Raw genomic sequence first — 18,555 nt, 5'->3', positions numbered from 1 at the left:
GTGCAATGAGCAGGTCCTTCCAGCCCCAGTCTTTTTCCAGCACTGCTTTCAGCCGGTCGAGATCGCCAAGCGGCTTGTGCATGTCGGGTTCCTCCACCTCGACATAGCAAAGCTGGACGGCGGCATTGCGCTCGATAACGCGGTCCGTGGCGGCTTTGCGGACCACCTGCGCGTTAACCTGGACATCCTGGGGTACATCAACGACGAGATCGCCCTGAATCGTGGCGGAACAGGACAGGCGGCGGCCTTCAGGCAGGCCACGCACCCGATCATAGCGATCTTCCTTCGCACCCCTGGGCGAAATGTGCTCGAGTGAGGAGACGATCTTGTGCTTGGCAAAGCTGCCTTCCTGCACTTCCACCTGGCAGCGCCCACAGGTGGCACGGCCGCCGCAGACGCTCTCAACATATACGCCAAGGCTGCGTGCCGCTTCGAGGATGGGCGTTCCAACTGCAAAGCGTCCACGCTTGCCCGACGGCATGAAGAGAACCAGCGCTTCTTTTGCCGATGTTTCGGGTGCTTTGACGGGTGCGTTCACGATCGATGCTCCAAAACTCACGGGCGAGGGGTGGCTTTGCCACCCACCGCCTTGTTAGACCGGGCCGTCTGGCTGAGGCAAACGCTCAGCCTGCGGCGCCGCGCCGCGCCTCGCGTCCACCGCGTCGGCGTCCGCCGCCTGCGCCATCGGCCGGAACCGAGGCAGCGGCAGCGGGTGCCGCTCCGGCAGCCGCCGGCTGATGATCGCGGTATTTCTTGATCCAGTAGGTGCAGTTCGCATCAGTACCGTTGAGAACATTGGCAGCGTGCACTGCTTCCATCTCCTGCGGCCGGCAGGGATTCATGATCGCAGACGTCATGCCGGCACCGATTACCATCGGAATGAAACCGGCATTGATGCCATGGCGGTGCGGCAAGCCGAACGATATGTTCGAGAGGCCGCAGGTCGTGTTGACTTTGAGCTCTTCGCGCAGCCGGCGCAGCAACGCAAAGACCTGGCGTCCCGCGTCTCCAAGCGCCCCGATTGGCATGACCAGCGGATCGACGACGATATCGTGCGCCGGGATACCGTAGTCGGCGGCGCGTTCGACGATCTTTTTCGCGACCGCAAAGCGCACGTCCGGGTCCATCGAGATGCCGGTCTCATCATTCGAGATGGCGACGACGGGCACGTTGTATTTCTTGACGAGCGGCAGGATAGCTTCGAGCTTTTCCTCTTCGCCCGTCACGGAATTGACGAGCGGACGACCCTTGGCGACCTTCAGGGCGGCCTCGATGGCCGCCGTCACCGAACTGTCGATGGAAAGCGGCACGTCGACGAGGCCCTGGACGATCTCCAGGGTCTTAACGAGCAGGGCCGGCTCCGTGGCATTGGGGTCGACGGCGGTGACGCCCGCGTTGACATCAAGCATGGTCGCGCCGGCGGCAACCTGTTCCAGCGCGTCCTTGATCACCGTGTCGAAGTTGCCTGCGACCATTTCGGCAGCGAGCTTCTTGCGGCCGGTCGGATTGATCCGTTCGCCGATAACGCAGAACGGCTGGTCAAATCCGATGATGATTTCTCTGGTCGCCGAGGCAACAATCGTACGGGTCATTCAATAATCCTCAGCTGGCTGCTGCGTTTGCGGTTGTATGGGAAGCGCTGTGTACGTTCCAGGAGCCGCGTTCGACAAGCCATTCGGACGACTTTTTCAGGCCACCAAACGGGAAGAGGTGGATCTGCTTGATCGCCGACATCGGATTGGCAATGACATGCTGCTCGATGGGGCCGACAACGCCTTCCGGCGAATGGCTCGTAGCGAGTGCGGTCAGGGAAAGGGCATTCTTCTTCAGGAAGCTAATCGAGTTGCCGACGCCGCACATGGCCGCATACTTGATGAGCGTCGTAATCTTGGCGGGACCGGCAACGCCGAGATGGACCGGCAGGTCGACGCCATGTTCGCGCAGCGATTCAGCGTAGCGGATGAAGCGATCGGCATCGAACCCGAATTGGGTGACGACGCGTAGCTTTGCACCCGTGCGCTCGCCAAAATTCTTCTTCAGGCGCAATGCTTCGATTGCGACTGCTTCAGAGAATTCGGGACTGCCCTCGGGGTGACCGGCGACGCCCATTTCAGTGATGCCGTATCTGTCAAAAAAGCCGGTCTCCAGGACTTCCATGGTCGAGGAGAATTCACCAGCCTGGCGTTCAAGCCCGCCGCCGATGACCAAGACGTCGGTCACGCCCGCTTCCTCAGCGGCGCGGCGAATGCGGCTTTCGAGTGCGGCCTTGGTCGACAAGCGCCGCGAAGCAAAGTGCGGCACGGGCTTGTAGCCGAGATCATGAACGCGCTTGGCCGCTGCCGTCAGCGTATCGACGCTATCGGTGCCCATGTCGGTGATATAGACGCGGGTGCCAACCGGAAACAGACCAGGCAGGTCCTGCGATTCAATTGCCTGGCGTGCCGCCACTTCGATGGATGCTGCGATCTTTGTCATTGGCTTCGCTTTCAATTCATGAATTGTCATGTCCACCTGCCTTTACAAGCGCCACAAGGCGTTCCCGATCATATTCATTCTCAATGCGGGCAAGGGCTGCATCAGCCTCGCCGTCTAGATCATCACTCACCGGCACCGGGGTGCTGCGACGCCACTCCGCGAGATAGGCGTCGGAATCCTTTGCGCCAATGCGCATCGCGCACATGTCGATGGCCTCGGTAAATCGAAGGGAAAGCTCGCGCTTGGCTGCCTGGCGGCCTTTCTTGACGGTCACTTGAGCGGGAATGTCCCGCCAATAAACGACAATAAGATCAGCCATGCAATTCAACCTCCGATGACGACCCTTTTGCCGGAATATCAGGGGTTAAGCTTGCTATCTCACGACGCGCGCCCACTCAAATGCGACGTGGCGCATTTGCGCTTTTGCGACAAGCAATCAGAAGGGCCAGAACGCCGCCGCATAGCTGACGGCGCTTGCCGCTGCAAAGGCCATGCCGAAGACGATGCTCATTGAGACGATGCCAAGGGTCAGCCCCGCAATCATCAGCCTTCCATCGCGCTCGCAAAGCGCGATCCCGATGATGACTGTTGCGAGGGCCGGCAGCCAGTTCGACAGCGGCATGGGAATGACGACCGACATGCCGAGTATGGTGGTGAATGCGCCGAGCCAGCGGTCGCCCTGCCGGCGTCCGAATGGCCAGTTGCGCGGCCGGATAAATCGTTCGAGCCATTGCAGCCAAGGAACCACCTTGTCTGAGACGAGGCGAAACCGTTCAGGCGATATGGTCTTGTCGCGCATGAAAGCGGGGAGCCATACGGATTCGCGACCCATGACCATCTGCACCGAAAGAAGGACCAGCGGAATTCCGGTAATGACACCGGTACCGGGCGGTAGCGGTAACAGATTCAGGATGGCAAAGAATGTGAGCAGTGCTGCGAAGCTGCGATCTGTGAAAGCATCTTCCAGTTCGGCGAACGAGACCGGCTCCGTTGCTGATTGCGACAGATCCTCAAAGACCTGGGACAGCGAGCGGGGATCGTTGTCGGCCGCGTGCAAGTCCGGCCTGTGCGGCTTTATTTCGTTATTAGCGTCGATGGCAGCCATCTTATCGTCATGGTTCAAGTCCCGACGCATATGGCGCGGCGATAATGACATTGCAATGACGAAAGTGTCTCAGCGCTTGAGTTCGATGATATCCAGCACGGATTCGCGGGCAGGGGCAGGAAACTCGATTCGGAACTCGTCCTTGCCCGTGCGATAGGCATAGCCCGCCTGATCGCTGTCCGGCGTGACGCCATAGCGTTTCGGCTTCTCGCCTGCCACGTAGCCAACGCCGAGATAGGTCAGGCGCTTGTCGCTTTCCGTATAGAAGCGTCCTTTCGTGCGCTGCGAACCGCTCACCTTCTCCAACGTCCACCCCGACCCATCGTCAGTAACGCGGCACCGGAACCAGTCGTAAATCGTTAGCGGCGGTTGTTTTCCAAGCTTTATCGTACGGCATTGCCAGTTGCCAACCATGTCGAAGCCCTCGCTGAAAGCGAGGGTGGGCTTGGCGAGAATCCCGTTCAACTGCTCGACGTCGCCCGAACCGCCGCCTTTCCTGGCTGCATCGACGGCGCTTGTCCGCGTCACCTCATATTGGTCAAGTCGCAACTTGTCGGATTTGGTGATAAGACGCGTGATCGCGCCATCCGCTTGGGCATTGCTCATCAGGAAGAGGCAGAGGATCGTGGCGAGGGTGGCGCGACGGGTCATAGTGGCTCCTTGAATGCTGCGAATTTCGCTGATTTGCTGTGTGTGGTCTAGCGGGCTGCAGCTGCGGTCAAAGCCGGCACGAGATCGCCATAGCCGGTGAAGCGGCGCTCATAGGCAAGGCCAAGGAAATCCGCCGCCTTTTCGGCCTTACGACTCAGCTCGGGGTCGTCGGTCTGCGCCATATAGATCATCTTCTTATAATTGCTGAAATACATGTCGCGCAATTCCGGATGGCGGTCGAGGCCGAGCGGTTTTACCATGAACGTCTCGAAATGCCGAGCGAGGAAATCGGTCATGAAGAACGACGTCATGTCGTCGTCCCATTGCGCGCTGAATGCTTCATTTCCGGTATAAAACGAGAAGCAATGAGGGCCCTCGATACGCTCGACGCCATGCTTCCGGCATACTTGGTCGAGCATGCCTCCGGTGCCGCAATCCGCATAGCCGACGAAGATACGTGAAATGCCTTCGGCCTTTGCTCGGACAATCGCTCGGTCAACCGAAGGAGCAATCTTGTCCGGGTAGTGGTGATAGATGGCCGGCAGGCACTTCAACTCGATATGTCGAAGGCCGAATTGCTCTTGGATGGCAAGTATTTCGCGCGCAATCATCCCGCAGGCGATGACACGCACTGTCTCTATTGATTTCATTGACTTTTGCCGAAGAGTCATGGAACTGATGATGCTCCATCGCGTTATCTGGGCGTTGGATTTAATTCTAGCAGAACGGGAGACACAGTCTATGAAACTATCACGTATCGTTCCGATTGCCGCCGTACTTGCTGTCGTGGCTCTCGCCGGTTGCGCAAATACCATCCGCGGTATGGGCGCCGATGCGGCTAATACTGTGAATGCAACGGAGAGCGCAGGTCGCAAAGTCGCCAAGGCCGCGAATTGATCCGTTTTTCCTGGTCGTTACTGACCGGGCTTCCATTTTATTTTTACTTATTCCATTGATGACAAAACGGCCGCCGTTGAAGCGGCCGTTTTACTTGGGTCACGTTTCTAGGCCGAAAGCTGATTGTGCTTGCGCTTCATGTACGACTTAGCGGTTTCGACTGCCACGGCGGCATCGCGGCAGTAAGCGTCCGCTCCGACAGCCTTGCCGAATTCTTCGTTGAGGGGCGCGCCGCCAACGAGAACGACATAGTCGTCGCGAATACCTTTTTCCTTCATCGTATCGATGACAACCTTCATATAGGGCATGGTGGTCGTCAGCAGTGCCGACATGCCGAGAATATCCGGCTGGTGCTCTTCGATGGCAGCGAGGTAATTTTCGACGGGATTGTTAATGCCGAGGTCGATCACATCGAAGCCTGCGCCTTCCATCATCATCCCGACAAGGTTCTTGCCGATGTCGTGAATATCGCCCTTGACTGTTCCGATGACGAGTTTGCCCTGTTTCGGCGCGCCCGTCGCGGCGAGAAGCGGGCGGAGAATGTACATGCCGGCCTTCATTGCGTTGGCCGAGAGGAGGACTTCGGGAACAAACAGGATGCCGTCGCGGAAATCTTCGCCGACGATCCGCATGCCCTCGACGAGCGCTTCGGTCAGCACCTTGTAAGGCACCCATCCGCGTTCGAGCAGAATGTTGGTGCCTTCTTCGATTTCTTCCTTCAACCCGTCGTACAGATCGTCATGCATTTGCTCGACGAGTTCATCGTCCGAAAGCTCCGAAAGAATGATTTCATCATCGGCCATGGGTCTGCTTCCTTTCAAGCGTTATGCACAGGTCCGTAGCACAGAGTGACATGAGATAATATCCGTCCTTTGTGGCTCGCTGGCATTCGTTTAACATATCGGGCAAGTTGCTGAAAACGCATTGCTTAAAAGCGACCTTGTAAATGACGAAAACGACCGGATGTTTGTCCCCGATGCGCCATCATGTGCCGCACACGGAAACGCCCCCGCAGGCATGACGGTTAGGATTTGTCGGATTGATTGAAAGTCTGCGCCTCGCGCGCCTGGAGAAAGATAATGATTGAGGAAACACCCGTCGATGCTCCCGCGGAAACCGAGACTGGCGGCGGACGCCGTGGTCGTGGCGCCACTGGTGGTGCTGCCGCTCGCCGCGCGGCACGTTCCGGCGGTGGTCCCGGCAAGTCACTGACCTATATCAACCGCAAGATTCGCACCTACGAAGTGCTTGACGAAGAAGGCCTGGCGCTGATCGAGGCGAATGCCGATACGGTTCTCGAAGAGATCGGTATTGAATTTCGCGACGATGCAGAAGCCTTGGCGCTTTGGAAGGAAGCCGGTGCCGACATCAAGGGCGAACGCGTCCACTTCCCGAAAGGCCTGCCGCGCTCCCTTTTGAAGACGGCTCCATCGATCTATACGCAGCACGCACGCAACCCTGAGCGTTCCGTCCAGATCGGTGGCGACGCGACTGTGTTCGCTCCGGTCTACGGTCCTCCCTTTGTTCGCGACCTTGATGGCAATCGTCGCTATGCGACGATCGAGGATTTCAATAATTTCGTGAAACTGGCCTATATGGCGCCGTCAATCCATCATTCGGGCGGCACGGTCTGCGAACCGGTCGATGTACCGGTCAATAAGCGTCATCTTGATATGATCTATGCTCATATCAAATATTCCGACAAACCGTTCATGGGTTCGGTGACCGCGCCGGAGCGAGCGGAAGACACGATCGCCATGTGCAAGCTGGTGTTCGGCGAGAACTATCTCGATGAGAACACGGTCTTGACCAGCCTGATCAACGCCAATTCGCCGATGGTTTTCGACGAGACGATGCTTGGCGCCTTGAAGGTATATGCGCGCAACAACCAGGCCTGCATCGTCACGCCGTTCATTCTTGCCGGTGCCATGAGCCCGGTCACGGTCGCCGGCACGCTCACCCAGATTCTTGCTGAGGTGCTTGCGGGCGCGGCCTTGACACAGCTCATCCGCCTGGGTGCGCCGGTCATTTTCGGCACGTTCGCCTCGTCCATTTCGATGCAGTCGGGCGCGCCTACCTTTGGCACGCCGGAACCGTCACTGGTATCCTACGGCGCCGCGCAGCTGGCGCGCCGGCTCGGCCTGCCGTTCCGTACGGGCGGCTCGCTTTGTGCCTCCAAGGTTTCGGACGCGCAGGCAGCCTATGAAAGCGCCAATACCCTCAATTCGACCCTGCTTGCCGGAACGAACTTTGTATTGCATTCGGCGGGTTGGCTCGAAGGCGGCCTGGTCTCTTCCTATGAGAAGTTCATGATGGATATCGACCAGCTTGGCATGGCGCAGAAGTTCGCCGCCGGGGTCGATCTTTCGGAGAACGGTCAGGCGATGGACGCAATCCGCCAGGTTGGACCTGGAAGCCACTATCTCGGTTGCGACCACACGCAGGCCAATTTCCAATCGGCATTCTATCGCTCGAACATCGCTGATAACAACTCGTATGAGCAGTGGCTGGCCGAGGGCGAAAAGCGTGCTGACCAGCGCGGCAATGAACTCGCACGGCGCTGGCTCGACGCCTATGAGGGTCCCTATCTCGATCCGGCAATCGATGAATCGCTCAAGGAGTACATCGCCAAGAAGAAGGCCTCGATGCCTGACGCTTTCACTTGAAAGAAGCCCGAGGACGGCCGGGCTAAAGTGGCCAATCTGATCCACAAGGAAGTCTGGGCCTCTGCAATCAAGGGTTCAGGCGGCGAATGACTATTTCGATCGGATTGTTAGGCACTGACCCCGATGCTTGACGAAATCGCCGCCGCGCTGGAACCCCATGGCCTTGTTCCGCGCGGCGGCTTTGTTTTTGGCAGCCTCGACCGGGCACCCGAACTCGCTGACGGCACTCGCGCCCAAAGTATCGTTCTCGTCGGCCATTTCGGTTCATCGATCTGGCCGCATTTCAGCGCTTGGCGACGGCTCCACCCGAACGTCGCGGATCCACTCGATTCCTGGTCGAAGCGGATCCTCAATGCGATAGCCACGCAGTTTGGCGGGAGCGCCGTGTTTCCGTCAGATCGACCATATTTACCGTTCCAGCAATGGGCCATGCGCGCCGAAGGGCTGCGGCCTTCGCCGCTCGGGCTATTGATCCACCCGCAATATGGCCTCTGGCAGGCGTTTCGGGGCGCGCTGATCTTTCCGCAACCCGTCGCATTTGCGCCCCGGCACGAGCGCGGCCATCCGTGTGATACCTGCATGGAGAAGCCATGCCTCAACGCATGCCCTGTCGATGCCTTTGATGGCGAGGTGTATGCGGTCGCACGCTGCCGCGATTACCTTGCTACAGAGCCGGGTGGAACTTGCTTGGATGGAGGGTGCCGTGCGCGCCTCGCGTGCCCGGTCGGACGGCAGTACGGCTACGTCTCAGAGCAGCAGCGCTTTCATATGGCCGCCTTCGCAGGCGACTAAGAATGCTATCTTCAATAAAAATAACGATGCGTTTTCAAAGCGATGACAGCAATTACTGTCCAAAGATATATCGTTGCCTTGATTAAAGATATATCGTTTGTTAGATATGACGTACTGAAGTAATAACTAGGAGAAATTCTCATGCATAATCATTGCAGACAACACCATGGCCATGGCGGCGATCACTGGTCCCGAATGGATAGGATGGCGGGTTCGCAGGAAGGTGGCGGACGGTTCGGCGGTCGCGGTCGCGGTGGTCCGTTCGGACGGCATCGCGGAGGACCGTTTGGCGGTCGCGGTCCGCGCATGTTCGATCCGGGTGCCCTGCGCCTCGTCGTCCTTGGCCTCATCGCGGAAGAGCCGCGTCACGGCTATGACGTTATCAAGGCGCTCGAGGCGCGCTTCCAGGGCGCTTACAGCCCCAGTCCAGGCGCGATCTATCCGATGCTGCAGATGATGGAGGAGGCCGATCTCGTTACCTCCACCACCAACGGCAACAAGCGGCTTTACACGATCACGGAGCAGGGGCTTGCCTATCTCGAAGAAAACCGCGTGGAACTCGACAAGATCAACGCGCAGCTTGACGACGCTTCGGGCGAGATACGCGGTGCAGCACTGGGTGAGGAGATGCATGCTTTGCGCTTCGCGCTTCATTCGAAACTGCGCAGTGGTTCGCTGACGGCTGAAAAGGCCGAGCAGTTGCGGGAAATTCTGAAGAAGGTACGTCGCGAGATCGAAGATCTCTAAACATCCGCAATGAACTGAAACAAAAACCGGCAGCCAAGGCTGCCGGTTTTTTTATATCCTTGAGATGCGGTGACTAACCGCGGCGCCCGCGCCGCTCACGCCGGGGCGTATCGTCCGCGTGGGCAGCGAGCTTGTTGCGCATTGGTCCAATGGTCTCGACGATCGTCTCCACTGACGGGCGCGGGCCGCCGACGTGACTGTCCAGCGCCCTGCGCATGGCAGCGAGATGTTCGAACGAGGTTCCGCAGCAGCCGCCAACGATCTTGGCGCCGCCATCGATGGCGAGGCGAGCGTAATCCGCCATCAGATCGGGCGTGCCCGAGTAGAAGATCTCCGAGCCGCGGAATTCAGGAATGCCGCAGTTGCCTTTGATCACAATTGTTGCTGAAGGATCGGCTTCGCTCATATCGAGGAGCGAAGCAAGGATATCGGACGCTCCAACACCGCAATTGGCGCCGACGGCAATCGGCTTGGCACCGAGGCCTTCGGCAACGCCGTGGATTTCCTTTGGCGGCAAACCCATCATGGTCTTTCCGGCTGTATCGAACGATCCGGTATAGACGTAAGGAAGGCCCACCCTGACGGCAGCCTCCGCGGCCGCACGGATTTCACCGGGGGCCGACATGGTCTCGATCCAGGCGACATCGACGCCGCCAGCTTTGAGGCCTTCAAGCTGCTCGGTGAAGGCAGCGACGGCATCGTCTTCGGTGAGTGCACCAAGAGGGACGAGAAGTTCGCCCGTCGGGCCGACGGAGCCGGCGACGATAACCTTGCGGCCGGCATTGTCCGCGACCTCGCGAGCCAGTTCCGCCGCCTTTTTATTGAGTTCGAACACGCGATCCTGCGCGTGATGCAGCTTCAGCCGGTGGCGCGTGCCACCGAAGGAATTGGTAAGAATGATATCGGCGCCAGCATCGACGAAACCCTGGTGCAGGGCGGTGATTTTATCCGGCTGCGCTTCGTTCCAGAGTTCCGGCGCTTCACCCGCTTCAAGGCCCGATGCGAACAGGTTCGTGCCGGTTGCGCCGTCGGCCAGAAGCACGCCCTTTTCGGCGATCAGTTCAGCGAGTGGATTATGAATGGTCATGGGACATTCCTGGAGGATAAACTAGATAACCATATAAGGAAGTCTTTATATGTGGTCAATGCTTCTTTGCGACATTGAAGCCATGAAAGGGGTCGGAAATCTGCAAAGAGACCTTAACTCACCTTCAGGGAGGCAACGTAGGCCGCCACCTCGTGGGCATTGACCTTGGCAACGCGGATCAGCCCATCGAAGTGGCGCTGCATCGTCAGCACGGCTTCGGTCGTATAAAGGACCAGGTACATCTCGCCGACAAAGATCGCGGCGCGGTAGGGGCCAAATACCGTATAGGGAACGGAATAGCGTTCCCGTCCGTCGAACAAATAAAGCCGGAAGGATGGATACAACTCATCGAGCAATGACGCCATGTGCTGCAACTGTTCAACGCGGGCCTTGCGTGGCAGGTCGCTCCAGAGGCTGCATCCCGCGGCGAAATCCTGCAGTGTCTGGTACGGCATGCATACTTCCATGTCCGTACCGGGCTGGCGATTGTAGTCGAGACGAAACGCGGTTTCGCTCATTTGAATGGCGGGGTCGCGATGGACCATGGAGGTCTCGTAGGCGATCACGCTCTGTGTGCGCAGAAGATCGGGAATGCGGGCCGGCACATAGCGTATTTTCGTGCCGGTTGCTTCCGCATGCCATTTTACCAGCAACGTCTGATTGTCAAAACCTTGCTCGATTTCGAGACTGGGCCGTAGTTCGCCGGTAATTCCTTCATCCTGGCTGAGGCCAAGCAGCCAATCGAGCGATACCGAATGACGCTCCGCAATGTTGAGCAAAGTCTCGACGCGTGGCAACCGCGTCGATTGTCCGGAGAGAAGCTGGGAGAGGGCAGAACGGTCTATGCCGACCGATGCAGCGAAGGACGACTGGTTTTCGCCACTACGAGCCAGCAGGCTCTTGATCCGTTCCTGAAAAAGACGTGCAAGGTCGCGCTTATCCACAAAAGCACCCGTTTGTTTATAATTAGCAACAAGTGCGCCATTTGGTGACCAAAATCAACACTTTCTCACGATTGTCGCATTGCTGACAGTTCCTGACAATGAGACCATGAAAATCATGGAATCAGAAAGACATACAGAAATACCCGCATCCCGATCTCAACATCCCCGAAAACATCTCGGCATTGAGTGGCCGACCATTGCGCTTCTCACGGCATGCTATGGAATGTGGTTGTTAGGGGGATATTTTCTCTATCCGAGCCTGCCGATTGTGGCTCTGGCGCTGATGGGGATAGCTGTCGCGTTTCATTCATCCCTGCAGCATGAAGCGCTTCACGGTCATCCGACCCGCAATGGCACAATCAACGAACTCGTCGTTTCGCTGCCGATCGGACTTGTCTTTCCCTATCGCCGCTACAAGCATCTGCACCTCCAGCATCACGCGGATGAACGATTGACCGATCCTTACGACGATCCGGAAAGCTATTACCGCGCCCTTCGCGACTGGGACAGGCTGCCGGGCTTCGTGAAGGTTCTCCTCAATTTCAACAATTCTCTGGTGGGACGCGTTGTCATCGGCCCATTGCTCATGATTGTCGGTTTCGTTATCAGCGATGTGAAGCTGGTGCGGGGCGGCGACAAGAAGACGCAAATGGCCTGGATGTTGCATGGGCTCGGCCTTGTGCCAACGCTTGCCATTGTCTGGTTCGTTTTCGGAATTCCGCTTTGGCTCTACGCCTTGACCTCCGTCTATTTGGGCCTCGCGATCATCTCGATCCGCAGCTATTGCGAGCATCAATGGTCCGAGCGGCCTGACGGTCGCACGGTCATCGTCGAAAAGTCGCCCCTGGCCCTTATCTTCCTTAACAACAACCTGCACTTCGTCCATCATAAGCGCCCGACTGTACCATGGTATGATTTGCCTGAGCTCTATCGCGAGCAGCGCGATGAATGGCAGAGGATGAATGGCGGCTATGTCTTCCGCAACTACTTTGAGATCCTGCGGGCTTACGCCTTCCGCAGGAAGCAGGATGTTGTTCATCCTGTCCTGCGGCGTGAACCGGCGCCCGGGCGCGCTTTCCGGCCGCGGGCGCATGGTATCAGCCTTCAGGGTGGATCGACTGTGCCAATCCCTGCCGAGCCGCCCAAAGAGTAGCGTTGCATGAAGCTTGTCGCGGCTTTGCCGATGTATGACTGGCCGGAATTGCGTTCTGACCTTGAAGCGCAATGGTCGAGGATGCGCGCCATCCTGCGGGCCAACGGCTACGATGCGCCGGAGGAACTCGTCTACCGCAATGCCGATCTTCCGGCGGTTCCTGGCGGCATAAGAGACCAGACAGGCAATGTGATAGCGCCGGACCCGGCAACGCTGCCCCCCGACGAACTCGATCTTCCCACTCTGTGGCGTCACCCGGCGCTTCTGATCACGCAAACCTGCTGGGGGCCGATGGAATTTGGACTTCAATCCCACGTGCATTTTGCCGGGCAGGATGATTATTCGGGTATTGAGGGCGGGGAGGGTGCGCTTTATTCGAGCGCGCTCGTCATGCGTCGCGGCGAGGGGCGAGCGGTCGCTGCCCCAAACGACGGAAAGCCCATCCTCCCGCTGGATTTGCTGCGCGGTAAACGGTTTGCCTTCAACAGCCTCGATTCAATGTCAGGTTATCTGGCGCTGCAACGCGACCTGTTGGCCGAGGGCGAAACATTCGCAATGTTTGACAGTATGGTCGAGACAGGCGGGCACCGCGCCTCGGTCAAGGTGGTCGCGTCGGGCAAGGCAGACATAGCCGCCATCGACTGCAAGTCCTGGGCATGGAGTCAGCGCTTCGATGAGGCGGCAGGCGCCCTTATCGTTGTCGGCTGGACCGGCAGGCGCAGGGGCCTGCCGTTTATTTCAGCCCTGCCGCTACCCACGCATCTTTTCGCCTGAAGGATCGAAAGGTGGCTCGACATTGATGCGGGCCGCACGACGGACACCGAGGATCTCCACCTCGAACAGCGCTTCAGCTTCGCTCGTCGCGAGTTCCGCCGGCACGTAGCCCTGCGCCATGGAATGCTGAACGAAATGGGCATAACCGCCTGAAGTGACCCAGCCAACGACGCGCCAGTCGCCCTGAACCGCGCCCTTGTCGCTGGCATTGGCGACGACTTCACCCGATGCATCAAAGCGCGGTGCGCCGACGCCATGACCGGCCTGAACGGTACCGTAGTCCTTCGAAACCTTCGCCCAGATCGGCTCGTCGCCCATCACGTCGGCGGCACCTTCGCCATGCGGCACGTCGATGATGAACGAGACGCGGCGAAGTTTCGTGCTGGTGCCGGCATCGAACTCGGCCTTCTCCTTCGCGGCCTGTCCCCGACCGATGAAATCGTTCTTGGACAGCTTGATGAAGCGGTCCATCGATCCCTCATAGCCGCCGTAGATCGGGCGCAATTCGCGGAACCACGTCGGAAAATTCTTCTCTAGCCGCATCGAGAGCAGGGCACGCATGCCGAAATCGACGATCCCAAATTCGGCGCCTTCATCCTTGATCGCCTTATAGACAAGCCGCTGATAGGCCGGTTCCATCCAGATCTCGTAACCAAGATCACCCGTATAAGAAATGCGGTTGACCTTGCAAGGCGCGCCGCCCACCGCCATTTCGCGGAAATCCATGAAGCGGAAGGCAGCGCCGGACACGTCTTCGTCGACCAGCCTGGCCAGCAGATCGCGGGATTTCGGGCCGGCAATCGCCAAGCCAACCAACGTCTGGTCGAAGCGGTGAATATGAACGGAGCCGTCCTTTGGCTGCTGCTTCTGGAACCAGCGCATATGGTAACGCTGGGCCGCGGACGAGCCCCAAATAAGGAAACGGTCATCGGCGGCCTTTGCAATGGTGAAATCGCCGATGAGCTTGCCTTCCTCGTTGAGCATCGGCGTAAGGACGAGCCGCCCGGTCATCGGCATGGTATTCGTCATCAAGCGCGACAGGAACCCTTCCGCGCCACTGCCGGTCACTTCGTATTTGGCGAAGTTGGCGATTTCGGTGACGCCGACGCCGGCGCGTGTCGCCCGGACCTCGTTTCCGACATGTTCGAAATCGTTGGAACGATGGTAGGAGACGATGTCGCGCGGTTCGGTGCCCTTTGGAGCAAACCACAGCGGCGTTTCGAGGCCCCAGGAATCGCCCATGACGGCGTTCTGAGAGAGCATCGTGTCATAAAGCGGTGTTGTCTGCTGCGGTCGTCCCGCGGGCAGTTCCTCGTTGGGGAAGCGGATCGAGAAGCGGCGGGAATAATTCTCGCGCACCTTGGCATTCGTATGGCGCAGCGTCGCCCACTCGCCGAAACGCGCAACGTCCATGCCCCAGACATCGAAGCCCGGCTCGCCGTGGACCATCCAGTTGGAAAGCGCAAGTCCGACGCCGCCGCCTTGGCTGAAACCGGCCATGACCGCGCAGGCCGTCCAATAATTGGTAAGGCCGGGCACGGGGCCGACTAGCGGATTGCCATCCGGCGCAAAAGTGAAGGGCCCGTTGATGATTTGCTTGATGCCGGCCTTCTCGACACCTGGAAAATGCTTGAAGCCGACTTCGAGGGAAGGGGCAATGCGGTCAAGATCCGGCGCCAGAAGTTCGTGGCCGAAGTCCCATGGCGTGTTGACGGGCGACCATGGCTTCGCCGCCTTTTCATAGGTACCGAGCAGGATGCCGTTGCGTTCCTGGCGGGTATATATCTCGCCCTTGAAATCCATGACGCCGATGAGTTCGCGTCCGGTGGACTTGTTGAACTCCATCACCTCCGGAACGTCCTCGGTAAGAAGATACATGTGTTCCATGGCGAGGACCGGCAGTTCGAGCCCGACCATGCGGCCGACTTCGCGGGCCCAGAGGCCGCCGCAGTTGACGACGTGTTCCGCCTTCACGGTCCCCTGTTCGGTGACGACGTTCCACGTTCCGTCGCTCTCCTGGGTCAGTTCGACGACGCGATTGCGCAGGGTAATCTCAGCGCCGAGCTTGCGCGCCGCCTTCGCATAGGCGTGCGTGGTGCCTGAAGGGTCGAGATGGCCCTCGACGGGATCCCACATGGCGCCGACGAAATTCGTCTCATCCATGAGCGGGAACATGGCCTTCGCCTCAGACGGCGTGATCAGTTCCGTGTCCATACCGAGATAGCGGCCGCGCGCATGGGCGAGGCGCAGGAAATCCATGCGCTCCGGCGAATCCGCCATCATGACGCCGCCCGTCAGGTGCAGGCCGCACGACTGCCCGGAAAGCTCTTCGATCTCCTTGTAGAGGCTGACCGTATAGGCCTGAAGCTTGGCGACATTCGGATCGCCATTGAGCGTATGGAAACCGCCGGCGGCGTGCCAGGAAGAGCCCGACGTCAGTTCGGAGCGTTCGATCAGCATCACGTCGGTCCAACCCGCGCGCGCAAGATGGTAGAGTACGGAACACCCGACCACACCACCGCCGATGACAACTGCTTTAACGTGCGATTTCATACTCTTATGCCTCGTCTATGGAAAAGTGATTCAATGCGTTGAGACTTGGATTCAAGTCAGAAGTCCGTTGGCGCCCCGCCTTCCGATTTGCGACGTGCAACGAAGGCGTTGATTGCTTCTTCAACCGCTGGATCAATCTCCGGCTTCTGGTAGGTGGCGAGGCGCTCCTTCCAGACACGGTTCGCCCGTTCGATCGCAATCGGCGAGCCAGCTTCCTGCCAGGTCTCATAGTTGCGCCAGTCGGAGATGATCGGCGCATAGAAAGCCGTCTTATAGCGTGATTGCGTGTGGGCCGTGCCGAAGAAATGTCCGCCAGGACCGACATCGCGCATGGCGTCGACGCCGAGCGCATCTTCCGAGAGGTCGAGCGGGGTCAGGAACTCCGCTACCATTTGCAGAAGGTCGAAATCCAGGATCATTTTCTCATAGGAACAGCAGAGGCCGCCTTCGAGCCAGCCGGCGGAATGCAGCATGAAATTGCCGCCGCCCTGAATGGCGCCCCAGAGGGAGAACACCGATTCGTAGGCGGCCTGGGCATCCACGGTGTTGGCCGCGCAGACGTTCGAAGTGCGATAGGGGATGCCGTAGCGGCGGGCGAGCTGGCCGCCGACCAATTGCGCCTTCATGTATTCGGGCGTGCCGAAAGCCGGCGCACCGGATTTCATGTCGACGTTGGAGGTGAAACCGCCATAGCCCACGGGGGTGCCTTTCTTGACCATCTGTGTAAATGAAATGCCAGCGAGCGCCTCCGCGTTCTGCTGCACGAGTGCTCCAGCGATCGTCACGGGCGCCATCGCGCCGGCCAGCGTAAAGGGTGTCACTATGACGATCTGACCATTTCCGGACATCTGGATGATGCCTTCCATCATTGGAACATCAAGCTTGAGCGGGGAATTGGTGTTGATGATCGTGTAGCAGGAGGGCTCGTGTTGGAGCTGTTCGTGGCTGACGCCGCGCGCGAGGCGGGCGATCTCAATGCCGTCCTGATTGCGTTCCTTGCCAAGCGAATAGATGTGGAATGCCTTGTCGCTGAGGGTGGCAAGGTCGCGAATGCATTCGAGGTGCCGCACCGATGGGTGAATATCGATCGGCTCAACGGGATAGCCGCCGGTGGTATTGATGATATTGTGCATCTGGGCGAGCTTGATGAAATTTCGGAAGTCCGCCTGGTTGCCGGAGCGCCTGCCATTGTCAGTATCGGAGCAATTGGGCGCCGACCCCATCTGTGCGAAAATCAGGTTGTTGCCGCCAAAGCGGACATTATGTGCGGGGTTGCGGGCGTGCAGTGTGAATTCGGAAGGCGCGTTTCCGACAAATTCGAGGATCATGTCCTTGTCGAAATGAACGCGCATCGAGCCGGGCCTGACATCCGCGCCGGCCTTTTTCATGATATCGCGCGCGCCGTCATGGAGTACCTCGACGCCGATTTCCTGCAAGACTCGCAGCGACGCTTCATGGATCGATTCCAATTCGTCGTCCGAAACGATCTTGGTCGGCGTGAAGGGAATTTTCAGCTGGCGAAACGGCGGCTGATCGAATGCGCCGCTCTCGATGCTTCGCGGCCGCGCCCGGCCGCCACGTCGGCCATGATCCCGCGGTGAACTATTCGTTTCGATCTCAATTGCAGGTTCGCTCATTGCCCATGCCCTTCGCTTGCACGCTGTACGTGCGCTGTCGCCACTATCGCCAGAGCGCGATTAAGCGTGCGCGGCGTGAGCGACGCTGAGCGCAAAGGAAGCGACATTGGACAGTGGGGAATTGAGGAGGAATAGGCGGTGATTTTTCCGGGCCTCACCCCCTCTGCCATTTCGGGCGAGGAGGGGGTGAACACCCGCAACGAAGCGTAAGGATCGGCTACTCCGCCGCTGCCTTCGACGTGAGGTGGCTGATGGGCGTAACCATAGCCTGAATCAGACTGTTCATGCTGATGACGCCGGTGGGCTTGCCGTTGTCATCCACGATCGTCGCATATTGCTGGTTGGCGTCGGTCATGGTCTTGGCCGCATCTTCGAGGATCGTTCCGCTGCGAACCGTGACGCCACCGGTCATTGCCGGCGCGCCTGCTGCCGTCGCGATCGTATCGACCATGATGACGCGGCCGCGGTTCACCTCTTTGACGAAGTTGGAAATGTATTCGTCCGCCGGCTGCAGCACGATGTCCTGGCCGGTCCCCTGCTGCACGACTTCGCCATCACGCAAGATGGCGATGCGATCGCCGAGGCGGAGCGCCTCATCGAGATCATGGGTGATGAAGACGATGGTCTTGCGGATTTCCTTCTGTAGGTCGAGAAGCACCGACTGCATGTCCATGCGGATGAGTGGATCGAGCGCCGAGAAGGCTTCGTCCATCAGGAGGATCGGTGCGTCGTTGGTCAAGGCGCGGGCGAGACCCACGCGTTGCTGCATGCCGCCCGAAAGCTGGTTCGGATAATGACCCTCGAAGCCCTTGAGACCGACGCGCTCGATCCAGCGACGGGCCTGTTGCTCCTGCTTGTCGCGGGGCAACCCCTGGATTTCGAGACCGTAGACCGTGTTGTCAAGGACGGTGCGGTGCGGCAGCAAGGCAAATTTCTGAAACACCATTGCGGTCTTGTGGCGGCGAAACTCGCGAAGATCGTTCTGGTTCATCTTGCAGACATCGGCGCCATCGATGATCACCTCGCCCGATGTCGGGTCGATGAGCCGGTTGATGTGGCGAATGAGGGTCGACT

Annotated in this window: 19 protein-coding genes; 6 read left to right on the top strand and 13 right to left on the bottom strand. The window is 58.9% G+C overall.

The features are described from left to right. The 7 genes from AAAB35_RS29610 to AAAB35_RS29580 all read right to left on the bottom strand — a co-directional run. On the bottom strand, nucleotides 1-481 hold a 481-nt coding region (locus AAAB35_RS29610; protein WP_340671918.1), incomplete at its 3' end, for a 2Fe-2S iron-sulfur cluster-binding protein. Nucleotides 482-623: 142 nt separating this feature from the next. Next, nucleotides 624-1,592 (bottom strand): methyltetrahydrofolate cobalamin methyltransferase, encoded by a 969-nt coding sequence (locus AAAB35_RS29605; RefSeq protein WP_340671917.1) that lies wholly within the window; start codon nucleotides 1,590-1,592, stop codon nucleotides 624-626. Nucleotides 1,593-1,602: 10 nt separating this feature from the next. Continuing rightward, the gene (locus AAAB35_RS29600) at nucleotides 1,603-2,475 is read right to left on the bottom strand and encodes a methylenetetrahydrofolate reductase (protein WP_340671916.1); all 873 of its coding nucleotides are present in this window, start codon (nucleotides 2,473-2,475) and stop codon (nucleotides 1,603-1,605) included. A 16-nt stretch (nucleotides 2,476-2,491) separates the two neighbouring features. Then, on the bottom strand, nucleotides 2,492-2,794 hold the full coding sequence (locus AAAB35_RS29595; protein ID WP_340671915.1) for a virulence factor: 303 nt from the start codon (nucleotides 2,792-2,794) through the stop codon (nucleotides 2,492-2,494). A gap of 117 nt (nucleotides 2,795-2,911) precedes the next feature. Then, nucleotides 2,912-3,580 (bottom strand): exopolysaccharide biosynthesis protein, encoded by a 669-nt coding sequence (locus AAAB35_RS29590; protein WP_340671914.1) that lies wholly within the window; start codon nucleotides 3,578-3,580, stop codon nucleotides 2,912-2,914. Nucleotides 3,581-3,649: 69 nt separating this feature from the next. After that, nucleotides 3,650-4,231, bottom strand: a complete 582-nt coding sequence (locus AAAB35_RS29585) for a DUF4893 domain-containing protein (protein WP_340671913.1) — start codon at nucleotides 4,229-4,231, stop codon at nucleotides 3,650-3,652. A 47-nt stretch (nucleotides 4,232-4,278) separates the two neighbouring features. After that, nucleotides 4,279-4,881, bottom strand: a complete 603-nt coding sequence (locus AAAB35_RS29580) for a DUF1638 domain-containing protein (RefSeq protein WP_340671912.1) — start codon at nucleotides 4,879-4,881, stop codon at nucleotides 4,279-4,281. 91 nt (nucleotides 4,882-4,972) lie between these two features. Here AAAB35_RS29580 and AAAB35_RS29575 point away from each other — a divergent pair, with 91 nt between their 5' ends. Then, a complete protein-coding gene (locus tag AAAB35_RS29575; RefSeq protein ID WP_340671911.1) occupies nucleotides 4,973-5,128 on the top strand; it encodes an entericidin in 156 nt (51 codons plus the stop codon). Nucleotides 5,129-5,235: 107 nt separating this feature from the next. On the opposite strand, the gene AAAB35_RS29570 is transcribed toward AAAB35_RS29575, so the two are convergent. After that, nucleotides 5,236-5,931 (bottom strand): B12-binding domain-containing protein, encoded by a 696-nt coding sequence (locus AAAB35_RS29570; RefSeq protein WP_340671910.1) that lies wholly within the window; start codon nucleotides 5,929-5,931, stop codon nucleotides 5,236-5,238. A 276-nt stretch (nucleotides 5,932-6,207) separates the two neighbouring features. Between AAAB35_RS29570 and AAAB35_RS29565 the strand changes: the two genes are divergently transcribed. The 3 genes from AAAB35_RS29565 to AAAB35_RS29555 all read left to right on the top strand — a co-directional run bounded on the left by AAAB35_RS29565 (nucleotide 6,208) and on the right by AAAB35_RS29555 (nucleotide 9,333). Continuing rightward, nucleotides 6,208-7,794: a trimethylamine methyltransferase family protein gene (locus AAAB35_RS29565; protein ID WP_340671909.1), complete on the top strand. Its 1,587-nt coding sequence runs from the start codon at nucleotides 6,208-6,210 to the stop codon at nucleotides 7,792-7,794. A gap of 123 nt (nucleotides 7,795-7,917) precedes the next feature. Next, nucleotides 7,918-8,586 (top strand): hypothetical protein, encoded by a 669-nt coding sequence (locus tag AAAB35_RS29560; protein ID WP_340671906.1) that lies wholly within the window; start codon nucleotides 7,918-7,920, stop codon nucleotides 8,584-8,586. A 141-nt stretch (nucleotides 8,587-8,727) separates the two neighbouring features. Beyond that, a complete protein-coding gene (locus AAAB35_RS29555) occupies nucleotides 8,728-9,333 on the top strand; it encodes a PadR family transcriptional regulator (protein ID WP_340671904.1) in 606 nt (201 codons plus the stop codon). Between the two features lie 73 nt (nucleotides 9,334-9,406). On the opposite strand, the gene bmt is transcribed toward AAAB35_RS29555, so the two are convergent. Together bmt and AAAB35_RS29545 are read right to left on the bottom strand one after the other, a co-directional pair. Then, nucleotides 9,407-10,420, bottom strand: a complete 1,014-nt coding sequence (gene bmt, locus AAAB35_RS29550; RefSeq protein ID WP_340671902.1) for a betaine--homocysteine S-methyltransferase — start codon at nucleotides 10,418-10,420, stop codon at nucleotides 9,407-9,409. Nucleotides 10,421-10,533: 113 nt separating this feature from the next. After that, nucleotides 10,534-11,364, bottom strand: a complete 831-nt coding sequence (locus AAAB35_RS29545) for a helix-turn-helix transcriptional regulator (protein ID WP_340671900.1) — start codon at nucleotides 11,362-11,364, stop codon at nucleotides 10,534-10,536. Nucleotides 11,365-11,587: 223 nt separating this feature from the next. On the opposite strand from AAAB35_RS29545, the gene AAAB35_RS29540 reads away from it, so the two are divergent. After that, a complete protein-coding gene (locus AAAB35_RS29540; RefSeq protein WP_340671899.1) occupies nucleotides 11,588-12,517 on the top strand; it encodes a fatty acid desaturase in 930 nt (309 codons plus the stop codon). Nucleotides 12,518-12,523: 6 nt separating this feature from the next. Further along, nucleotides 12,524-13,291 (top strand): PhnD/SsuA/transferrin family substrate-binding protein, encoded by a 768-nt coding sequence (locus AAAB35_RS29535; protein WP_340671897.1) that lies wholly within the window; start codon nucleotides 12,524-12,526, stop codon nucleotides 13,289-13,291. Here the strand turns inward: AAAB35_RS29535 and AAAB35_RS29530 are convergent. From AAAB35_RS29530 to AAAB35_RS29520, 3 genes are all read right to left on the bottom strand, one after another. After that, complete coding sequence (locus tag AAAB35_RS29530) at nucleotides 13,268-15,844, bottom strand: FAD-dependent oxidoreductase (protein WP_340671895.1); 2,577 nt, start codon at nucleotides 15,842-15,844, stop codon at nucleotides 13,268-13,270. The genes AAAB35_RS29535 and AAAB35_RS29530 overlap by 24 nt on opposite strands. A 56-nt stretch (nucleotides 15,845-15,900) precedes the next feature. Continuing rightward, the gene (locus AAAB35_RS29525; protein ID WP_340671893.1) at nucleotides 15,901-17,481 is read right to left on the bottom strand and encodes a trimethylamine methyltransferase family protein; all 1,581 of its coding nucleotides are present in this window, start codon (nucleotides 17,479-17,481) and stop codon (nucleotides 15,901-15,903) included. A 217-nt stretch (nucleotides 17,482-17,698) separates the two neighbouring features. Then, nucleotides 17,699-18,555: betaine/proline/choline family ABC transporter ATP-binding protein (locus AAAB35_RS29520; protein WP_340671891.1), on the bottom strand; the 857-nt coding region annotated here is incomplete at its 5' end.

Source organism: Phyllobacterium sp., from assembly GCF_037994425.1.
Classification (GTDB): Bacteria; Pseudomonadota; Alphaproteobacteria; order Rhizobiales; family Rhizobiaceae; genus Phyllobacterium.
Note: the sequence above shows the minus strand (reverse complement) of the source record. Positions and strands in the feature narration are given on the sequence as shown.

Excerpts from the sequence above, each read along its gene's own strand:
- AAAB35_RS29605 (WP_340671917.1), bottom strand. The coding sequence starts at position 1,592 with ATGACCCGTACGATTGTTGCCTCGGCGACCAGAGAAATCATCATCGGA.
- AAAB35_RS29600 (WP_340671916.1), bottom strand. The coding sequence starts at position 2,475 with ATGACAAAGATCGCAGCATCCATCGAAGTGGCGGCACGCCAGGCAATT.
- AAAB35_RS29595 (WP_340671915.1), bottom strand. The coding sequence starts at position 2,794 with ATGGCTGATCTTATTGTCGTTTATTGGCGGGACATTCCCGCTCAAGTG.
- AAAB35_RS29590 (WP_340671914.1), bottom strand. The coding sequence starts at position 3,580 with ATGGCTGCCATCGACGCTAATAACGAAATAAAGCCGCACAGGCCGGAC.
- AAAB35_RS29585 (WP_340671913.1), bottom strand. The coding sequence starts at position 4,231 with ATGACCCGTCGCGCCACCCTCGCCACGATCCTCTGCCTCTTCCTGATG.
- AAAB35_RS29580 (WP_340671912.1), bottom strand. The coding sequence starts at position 4,881 with ATGAAATCAATAGAGACAGTGCGTGTCATCGCCTGCGGGATGATTGCG.
- AAAB35_RS29575 (WP_340671911.1), top strand. The coding sequence starts at position 4,973 with ATGAAACTATCACGTATCGTTCCGATTGCCGCCGTACTTGCTGTCGTG.
- AAAB35_RS29570 (WP_340671910.1), bottom strand. The coding sequence starts at position 5,931 with ATGGCCGATGATGAAATCATTCTTTCGGAGCTTTCGGACGATGAACTC.
- AAAB35_RS29565 (WP_340671909.1), top strand. The coding sequence starts at position 6,208 with ATGATTGAGGAAACACCCGTCGATGCTCCCGCGGAAACCGAGACTGGC.
- AAAB35_RS29560 (WP_340671906.1), top strand. The coding sequence starts at position 7,918 with ATGCTTGACGAAATCGCCGCCGCGCTGGAACCCCATGGCCTTGTTCCG.
- AAAB35_RS29555 (WP_340671904.1), top strand. The coding sequence starts at position 8,728 with ATGCATAATCATTGCAGACAACACCATGGCCATGGCGGCGATCACTGG.
- bmt (WP_340671902.1), bottom strand. The coding sequence starts at position 10,420 with ATGACCATTCATAATCCACTCGCTGAACTGATCGCCGAAAAGGGCGTG.
- AAAB35_RS29540 (WP_340671899.1), top strand. The coding sequence starts at position 11,588 with ATGTGGTTGTTAGGGGGATATTTTCTCTATCCGAGCCTGCCGATTGTG.
- AAAB35_RS29535 (WP_340671897.1), top strand. The coding sequence starts at position 12,524 with ATGAAGCTTGTCGCGGCTTTGCCGATGTATGACTGGCCGGAATTGCGT.
- AAAB35_RS29530 (WP_340671895.1), bottom strand. The coding sequence starts at position 15,844 with ATGAAATCGCACGTTAAAGCAGTTGTCATCGGCGGTGGTGTGGTCGGG.
- AAAB35_RS29525 (WP_340671893.1), bottom strand. The coding sequence starts at position 17,481 with ATGAGCGAACCTGCAATTGAGATCGAAACGAATAGTTCACCGCGGGAT.